Below are 8,612 nucleotides of genomic sequence, written 5' to 3'. Positions count from 1 at the left end.
TCGCAATACTTTGTGTATGAATTAGTTGGCTAATTTTATACTATTTACTGAATGTCCCTACAAAGACTAACGTTTAACCAAGAAAATTTCACAAGTATCAAAATCTATTTCCCACCTATGATCCGGCAAAGAGTCCCATTGATACTTCTGAGCTTTCTCATCCCACCATGATTGAAACTTGGTTGCCGTTATACTCATATCTGCTACCAACTTATTATATAATGCCTCATTTTCCGCATCAAGAACTTTAAATAACTCATTAAGACCATTTTTTCTTTCAAATAATGTTCTAATCTCATCTCTTTCTTGCTCCGACACAGAACCTATTAACTTTCTTTCCATTTTCTATCTTTTTATTACATTATTCATTTTACTATATCTTGATAATAATCTAACGGGTCTAAATAATATAGTGGCGGTATATTTTTTATATGACTGAAAAAATGCTTGCTTTGCAGCTTCTGCAATAAAATACCAGACAAATTCCGTTCATGATGGCTCAATACACATTGTTGATGAGAAGGAGTATTGACTTCATGTGTCATCTTCTTATTCAAAAATACACATCTTCTACATTGATATGAGTCACAAATACGGCACAAAGCAGAATATTGTATTGTCAATAAATGACTATTAGGTATATTGATACCTGTATTTAAAGAACCGACTGCATGATCCTCATCTTCATAATAAAATGCCGGACAAACATAAAAACAACCATTCGGAGCTATCGTTAGATGTTTTATCCCCGCATCACAAGAATTTACGCTATCTAAAACCATCCTATCGGTTACCATATTAAACTCAAATGCATTGCCCGATACTAACAAATCGTACATAACATTTTTTAACGGCTCTATATCTATCCTGAACTGATTTAAAGCCGATTCCGTTGCCGATCCAACATTTTTAAAAAGAACATTCAACCTTCGAAAATAATGGTGATACTGATATATAAGCATTGGCAACTGCTTAGCTTCTTCAAGGTCCATTCTCAAAATAATATTATATTTCTTACCTTGAAGAGTGTCTAAATTTTGAAATTTTCCTAATTCGACAATTATAATATCATTTTCCGGATCTGGTAAACAAAACTTCAGAGTATCTATATCCAGCACTTTTATATGAGCAAAACCATCCAAAAGTTTTAGATGTTCCTCCGATATTCTGGCACTATACAAGACCGTTGCCGCATAGCCTCCCCTTTCACAAAAATTTATACTATCTTTCAATACGTCAATCGGCATCAATCCGGTCATTTTTGTTTTGCTATCATAATAACAAAAAGACGGAGCAATATCGTCTGTAACAATAACGACAGATTCCAACTTACTATTTTCCATTTTCAATTCTGTCCAGTTTATTCCAAAAGTATTTATTAGCCCGGACACGAGCCTTATGCATTTTACAAATATAAGTAGCTCGCTGAAAAATTGTGTCCGAATCAGCAAAATCATAATTAGCTCCCTGACACCAAGCGCATCCATTGCTATCTTCGCAGTCCATACACTCCATACTACTTTGCGTCGATTTTCGTAATGTTTCAAACGGCCGTAACAGATTTTTATCAATACCCGTTTTACAATCCCCGATCTTTAATCCGGGTTTATTATTTAAAGAATAATCAATAAATCGAATACAAGGATAAAAACCGCCATCACATCCCACCGCAATCATTTTACCTGCACCACACCAGTTCGAATCGTTACCGTCTTTTATTACCGGTTCACTTAAACTCCGATCAAATAGAGAACAATAAAAATTATTATAATACTTATTTGCTATTATTTCGTCCGCAAGTTCGGTTAACTGCCTCTCAAAAATAAGATCATCGCCATCTTCCCAACAATTCTCAAAAATGGTATTCATATTCACATACTTTATACCGATACTCCATAAATGCAAAACACTATCTTTGACATACGGAAGATCATCATGAGAAATCGTAGCTTTTGTCGTTGCTTCAGGAAATTGCGCCAACCAAAGTTTCACATTCCTCAACACTTCTTCATAAGAACCTTCACCGTTCGGAAATATCCGCTGACTGTCATGTTTCTCCTTATTTCCATCTATAGATATACCTATACTCAGATGCTTGCTATTTTTCTCTATAAATTTTTGGACTTTGGGAGAACTATATAACAGTCCATTAGTCGATATACTTATTCGATAAGAATTGAACCAAGGATGATTCATTTCAAACATTCTAATTTTGATGTAATCACAGATACGATCGATCAGATCGATTTCCATAAGAGGCTCTCCCCCTATAAATTCCCATACGACACCCTCATTTCCAAACACCAACTGCGGCATATCAAGTATCATATCCACAGATTTAGCAGCAATGTCAAACGACATTTTCTTAATACTGTTTTTTCCTGTTATATAACAATACTTACAGCGCAATTGGCAATTCTCCGTTACGATAAAAGTTATATGTCGGGCATTACCTTTTATCCATTCACGTTGGCTTTCTTCCTGTACCATGCTGATTAATAAAAAGCACAATTAAGTGAACACTGAGTATCGCATCCCGAACGGCACGTATTATCACAACCGGTAGTGCAACTTTTTCCACAAGCACCACATCCTGCTATGCAACTATTCGCACATCCCGACCCGCAAGTAGAACATGTGCTGGATCTTGATGTCCCACTACAAGTGGCAGAACATCCACTACAGCTGCTGGAAGTAGAAGAACCTTTGCAACTTCCCGAACACTGAGTACTACAAGTCCCCGAGCAAGTACCACCGCAACTGCTGCTACATGCCCCCATACAACCCACACTACAAGCTTTACTACAAGCGTTAGAGCATCCTGAACTACAAGAACTGCTACATCCGGGAGGAAGTCCGCAACCAAATTGTTCTATACTGCTTTTTAATCCGGTATTAGAACAAGTATTACCACATGTTGCTGTACACGCATCAATACATCCACTCGTACAATTATTGCCGCATGTTGCCGTACAAATATTAGAACAGTCTCCTCCACAACCAGAAGAACAATCTCCGCTACAAGAAGAACTACATGAATTATTACAACCGAGATGACCTCCACCTCCTCCAGAACTTAAATCTTCTGTATCTTTTTCACAAGAAGTAAGTAATGAAGTTATTGATATAGAAGTAAGTATAGGTATCGAAAATAATGTTTTCTTAATAAACTGTCTTCTATCTAAAGAAGATTTCTCATCTATTTTATCATTTTCTATCTTCATAAAAAATAAATGAATTAAATTATCCTAATCGATCTGCCGGCAAAATTACAAAATAGAAGTCTGATACCCGATTACTACATGTACAATCTATATGCAATATTCGCAAAATTTATCTATATATGCAAGTAAATGGTAACAAACTTAATAAATAATATATATATCGCAAAATAGTATCAATCAATAAAAACAACGCACTACAATACTTTATAAAATCAATTTTTATCAAATCTAAAATTAATTCTTTCGCTATCTTACTTTACTTCAACAATAAGTATTATGCGACCTTTATAAATTTTCCAATAAGAAAGTATTATCTGATCACTTTTGTGTTTTCTTTCGTTGATTTTCAACCGACTATATCCCGGATTCTATCAAAAAAATATTAACAACAGTTATTTATTTTCAACCGCTCTTGGATCTTAGCACACCAGTTTTTACTTTTGCGTTTGACAATAGTGTAAAATAATATATAAAACACAAATGATTAAGGTTGGTATAGATATAGGCTCTACAACAGCCAAGATTGTCGTACTTGACGAGTATGACAAAATCATATTTTCCGCATACGAACGGCATAACGCCAAAGTAAAAGATCTGCTTATATCGTTTATGAAAAATCTACAATCTCAAATCGGTGATGTAGAAGTAACGATTGATATTACTGGTTCGGTAGGCATGGGAGTATCAGAAAAATGTTCATTTCCATTCATACAAGAAGTAATAGCCGCAACTAAAGTCGTACAAAAAGACCATCCCGATGTAAAATCAATGATAGACATCGGAGGCGAAGATGCTAAAGTCGTATTCTTTAACGAAGGCAAAGCGACAGATTTGAGAATGAACGGTAATTGCGCCGGAGGAACAGGAGCTTTTATAGACCAAATGGCGATACTTCTCGGAATACCTACTGAAGAATTGAATCAACTGGCAATAAGGGCAAAGAACATTTATCCGATAGCTTCACGTTGTGGAGTATTCAGTAAAACCGATATACAAAATCTGATAGCAAAAAACGTGAACAAAGATGATATTGCCGCTTCTATATTTCATGCCGTAGCCGTACAGGTCGTTGTCACACTGGCTCATGGATGCGATATACAAACACCAGTCTTATTTTGTGGCGGACCTCTTACTTTTTTACCGGCACTGCGACAAGCATTTAAAGACTACCTTAAAATAACAGATGACGGCATTGTCATACCTCAAGACAGCCATCTAATTCCTGCGTTAGGAGCTGCCCTTTCTGCAGATAAAAATAAAGCGATCAAATTATCTTCACTAATTGAAAATATACAAAAAGGACTGAATAATACTGTTACGATCGCCAAAGGGTTAGAGCCGATATTTAAAGATGAAGAAGACTATAAATCTTGGAAATCAAGAATATCTTGTCACGAAATAAAAGAGACAACACTCACTCGTGGTAAAACCGAAGTAACTCTCGGGATAGACTCGGGCTCTACAACGACAAAAATCGTGGCACTGAATAATGATGGCGAGATAGTTTTTCATTATTATCATAACAATGACGGTAATCCGATCGCTACGGTACAGAACGGATTGAGATTGTTTCAAGATAAATGTAAAGAGGCTGAGGCAGAAATCGTCATAACCGGAAGTTGTTCAACGGGCTACGGTGAAGATCTGCTAAAAGCTTCATTTCTTCTCGATTACGGTATTATAGAAACTATTGCCCATTACATGGCTGCCCGGCATATTACAAACAAAGTATCCTTTATTCTCGATATCGGAGGGCAAGACATGAAAGCGATATTTATCAACGACGGTGTAATAAACCGTATGGAAATAAATGAGGCCTGTTCCTCAGGATGCGGCTCTTTCATAGAAACATTTTCAAAATCATTAGGGTATAGTATAGATGAATTTTCCCGTAAAGCCTGTGAAGCAACATTACCTTATGATCTCGGCACTCGCTGTACCGTTTTCATGAATTCTAAAGTAAAACAAGCTTTACGTGAAGGAGCCACGGTAAGCGACATAGCCGCCGGACTATCCTATTCGGTAGTTAAAAACTGCCTTTATAAAGTACTACGTTTAAAAAATACAGAAGAACTCGGCAAACATATTGTAGTGCAAGGCGGTACCATGAAAAACGACTCAGTAGTGCATGCTTTTGAGAAACTAACAGGACATGAAGTATTCCGTTGCAATCATCCCGAATTGATGGGAGCTATAGGTTGTGCCCTTTATGCCCGGCAAAAACAGGGTAATATAATATCTCTTGAAAAATTTATCGGCAGTTCTGATTATACTACACACCCACAGCAATGTCACGGATGTGAAAATCAATGTTTAGTCACAGTATACCGTTTTAACAACGGCAACCGTTATTTCTCCGGGAATCGTTGTGAAAAGGTATTTACAAATAAGGGTCAAAAAAACGAACACGGCATTAACGCATATACACGCAAGCTGGAGCTACTCTTCGACCGTAAAGTCAATATCGATTTTCCCATAACAACGATCGGGATGCCCCGTTGTCTTAATATGTATGAGGAATATCCTTTCTGGCATACGCTTTTTACACACTGCAATATCAATGTTATACTTTCTGACGCTTCTACGTTTGCCGACTATGAAGCAAGTGCAAAACAGGTTATGTCCGACAATATCTGCTTCCCGGCAAAACTGGTGCATAGTCACATCAAAAATCTAATCACTAAAAAAGTCGACCGTATTTTTATGCCTTTCGTTGTATATGAGAAACTCGACGGGGGACAAAACAGTTATAATTGTCCTATTGTGTCAGGATATACCGAAGTCATAAAAGGGGTACAACATGACAATATTCCGATAGATTCTCCAGCAATAACCTTTAAGAACAAGCAATTGCTCTTCAAACAGTGCGCTGCGTATCTGGAACAATTCGGCATAGCCCGTTCCACCATCAAAAAAGCTTTTGAAAAAGCAATAGCCGCATCGAATGAATATGAGGCGGAAATAACAAAATATAACAGGGATATATTGGAACAGAATAAAGACACGCAAAAGCTTACAGTTCTTCTTGCGGGCAGACCGTATCATACCGATCCGCTGATTCAACATAAGCTCTCGGATATGATCTCCGCAATGGGAGCAAATGTAATAACAGAAGACATTGTACGAGGCCTCGACATTGAAATAAACGACGTAAACTTCATTTCTCAATGGGCTTATACCAACCGTATCTTGAAAGCTGCCGAATGGGCGGCAAAACAGGATAAGCACATCCAATTCATGCAAATGACCTCTTTTGGATGCGGACCGGATGCTTTTTTGACTGACGAGACACACAATCTGCTAAGACGTCATGGAAAGACTCTGACTCTATTGAAAATCGATGATGTGAGCAATCTCGGTTCTCTCAAATTACGTGTACGATCGGTAATAGAGAGTTTAAAGCTCTCAATGCAAAAAACACAGGAAAACGAGACGTTGCCATTTATGCAAACTCCCATATTCAGAAAAAAAGATAAATACCGAAAAATCATAGCTCCTTTTTTCACGCCTTTTATTTCTCCGCTAATACCTCCGCTCATGGGACTTGCCGGTTATGATGTCGATAATCTTCCTGTCAGTGATTCACAATCATGTGAATGGGGATTAAAATACGCTAACAACGAAGTATGTTATCCTGCTACACTTATTGTCGGAGATATAGTAAAAGCGTTCAAAACTGGGAAATACGACCCTCAAAATACGGCTGTTGCAATTACACAAACCGGGGGACAATGCAGGGCATCCAATTACATTTCTCTCATTAAAAAAGCTCTGACAGAATCCGGATTTAAAGATGTCCCGGTCATATCGATCACAGCCAATTCGGGTATAAACAATAACCAGCCCGGATTCAAAATCAATTGGATAAAAGTTCTTCCAATTGTTGTTACGTCATTACTATACAGCGACTGCCTGGCAAAATTTTACTATGCATCGGTTATTCGCGAAAAAGAAAAAGGAATGGCTGCTCTCCTACTCGACCATTACATGAATGCAGCGATAGAAGCTATCCGAAAAAACAGTGTAAATGAAATCTGGAATCTACTTTCATCTGCAGCTCAAGCTTTCAATAAGATCATCTTAGATAAGGATACGGCTCAAATAGGTATAGTAGGAGAAATTTATCTGAAATTCAATCCGTTTGCACAAAAGGACATTACATCATGGCTGACAGAGCAGGGTATAGAAGTAATTCCTCCTCTCCTGACAGACTTTTTTATGCAGAGTTTTGTAAATACAAAAGTCAATCAAAACAATAAACTTTCAAAAAAAATTCTGCCGGATATTGTTATTCATTGGATATACAATAGGGTAAAAAAACAAATAGATCGAGCAAATACCGTCAGTCGTCAATTCCGTTATTTCACTCCATTCGAAAGTATCTTCTCTAAAGCAGAAGAAGCCAGCAAAGTGATATCGCTTTGCGCTCAATTCGGAGAAGGATGGCTACTGCCCGGAGAGATTCTCTCAATGACCAAACAAGGAGTAAAACATGTTATAAGCCTACAACCTTTTGGCTGTATTGCCAACCATATCGTGGCAAAAGGGATGGAAAAACGAATAAAAGATTTATATCCAGAAATAAATTTTCTATCTTTAGATTTCGATAGTGGAGTCAGCGATGTCAATATAAAAAACCGAATACTCCTTTTTATTGATAATTTAAAAAATAACTATAATCATGACTGAAAATAAAAAGAGCGAAGATTTGGAAACAAAAATAATAGAAGCTGCCAAAGAGCTGTTTATTGAAAATGGTTTTGCGGAGACCAGCATGAGCGACATTGCGACAAAGGTAGGAATAAATCGACCCGGAGTGCATTACTACTTCCGGACAAAAGATAAAATGTTCCAAGCCGTGTTCGGATCGATTGTAAAATCTTTGATACCCAAAGTTCAGGATATAATATTACAACAAGACACACCGATCGGAGAACGTATAGGAAGAGTCGTAGATGCTTACTACGAAGTATTTAAAGCCAATCCTAATCTACCTATATTTATAATGAAAGAGATGCATCGCGATTTCGATTACTTTTCTAAAACTATAACTGAAATGCACTCTGTCCACTATTTCGATACTATAAGAAATGGATTACAAAATGAAATGAAAAAAGGAAAACTCAAAACAGTACCCATGCGCTTTCTGTTTCTCACATTTTATTCGTTATTGACAATGCCATTCTCAACAAAAAACATGTGCCAAAATATTCTACTCGAAGAAAATGAAACTTATGATGAAATGCTTGCGAAATGGAAACCATACATCATCACACATGTATGTAATCTTCTTTCAAATGAAAATCAGAACTGAAAAATATCACTATAAATATAGAAAGAAGGTGTCTAAAAAGGATGCCTTCTTTTTTTTGTCATGCCGCCCTTTTA

General features: G+C 36.9%; 6 protein-coding genes. 2 read left to right on the top strand and 4 right to left on the bottom strand.

What is annotated here, in order from left to right; genetic code table 11:
* Window positions 1–66: 66 nt before the first annotated feature.
* The 4 genes from AC0UMU_RS12935 to AC0UMU_RS12920 are packed head-to-tail and all read right to left on the bottom strand — an operon-like array spanning window position 67 to window position 3,224.
* Entirely contained in the window at window positions 67–342 is a 276-nt protein-coding gene (locus tag AC0UMU_RS12935) for a CXXX repeat peptide modification system protein (protein WP_009316809.1), read from the bottom strand.
* A gap of 23 nt (window positions 343–365) precedes the next feature.
* Window positions 366–1,343: a CXXX repeat peptide maturase gene (locus AC0UMU_RS12930; protein ID WP_278715074.1), complete on the bottom strand. Its 978-nt coding sequence runs from the start codon at window positions 1,341–1,343 to the stop codon at window positions 366–368.
* On the bottom strand, window positions 1,333–2,490 hold the full coding sequence (locus tag AC0UMU_RS12925; protein ID WP_009316807.1) for a radical SAM peptide maturase, CXXX-repeat target family: 1,158 nt from the start codon (window positions 2,488–2,490) through the stop codon (window positions 1,333–1,335). The genes AC0UMU_RS12930 and AC0UMU_RS12925 overlap by 11 nt, the downstream gene beginning before the upstream one ends.
* Window positions 2,491–2,495: 5 nt before the next feature.
* A complete protein-coding gene (locus tag AC0UMU_RS12920; protein ID WP_278715075.1) occupies window positions 2,496–3,224 on the bottom strand; it encodes a hypothetical protein in 729 nt (242 codons plus the stop codon).
* A gap of 480 nt (window positions 3,225–3,704) precedes the next feature.
* On the opposite strand from AC0UMU_RS12920, the gene AC0UMU_RS12915 reads away from it, so the two are divergent.
* Together AC0UMU_RS12915 and AC0UMU_RS12910 are read left to right on the top strand one after the other, a co-directional pair.
* Window positions 3,705–7,913: an acyl-CoA dehydratase activase gene (locus tag AC0UMU_RS12915; RefSeq protein ID WP_278715077.1), complete on the top strand. Its 4,209-nt coding sequence runs from the start codon at window positions 3,705–3,707 to the stop codon at window positions 7,911–7,913.
* Window positions 7,906–8,538 (top strand): TetR/AcrR family transcriptional regulator, encoded by a 633-nt coding sequence (locus AC0UMU_RS12910; RefSeq protein ID WP_009316804.1) that lies wholly within the window; start codon window positions 7,906–7,908, stop codon window positions 8,536–8,538. Before AC0UMU_RS12915 ends, AC0UMU_RS12910 begins: the two co-directional genes overlap by 8 nt.
* Window positions 8,539–8,612 lie beyond the last annotated feature (74 nt).

The organism is Coprobacter fastidiosus (assembly GCF_982245605.1).
This window is presented reverse-complemented; position numbering and strand designations above follow the sequence as displayed.

Excerpts from the sequence above, each read along its gene's own strand:
- AC0UMU_RS12915 (WP_278715077.1), top strand. The coding sequence starts at position 3,705 with ATGATTAAGGTTGGTATAGATATAGGCTCTACAACAGCCAAGATTGTC.
- AC0UMU_RS12930 (WP_278715074.1), bottom strand. The coding sequence starts at position 1,343 with ATGGAAAATAGTAAGTTGGAATCTGTCGTTATTGTTACAGACGATATT.
- AC0UMU_RS12910 (WP_009316804.1), top strand. The coding sequence starts at position 7,906 with ATGACTGAAAATAAAAAGAGCGAAGATTTGGAAACAAAAATAATAGAA.
- AC0UMU_RS12920 (WP_278715075.1), bottom strand. The coding sequence starts at position 3,224 with ATGAAGATAGAAAATGATAAAATAGATGAGAAATCTTCTTTAGATAGA.
- AC0UMU_RS12935 (WP_009316809.1), bottom strand. The coding sequence starts at position 342 with ATGGAAAGAAAGTTAATAGGTTCTGTGTCGGAGCAAGAAAGAGATGAG.
- AC0UMU_RS12925 (WP_009316807.1), bottom strand. The coding sequence starts at position 2,490 with ATGGTACAGGAAGAAAGCCAACGTGAATGGATAAAAGGTAATGCCCGA.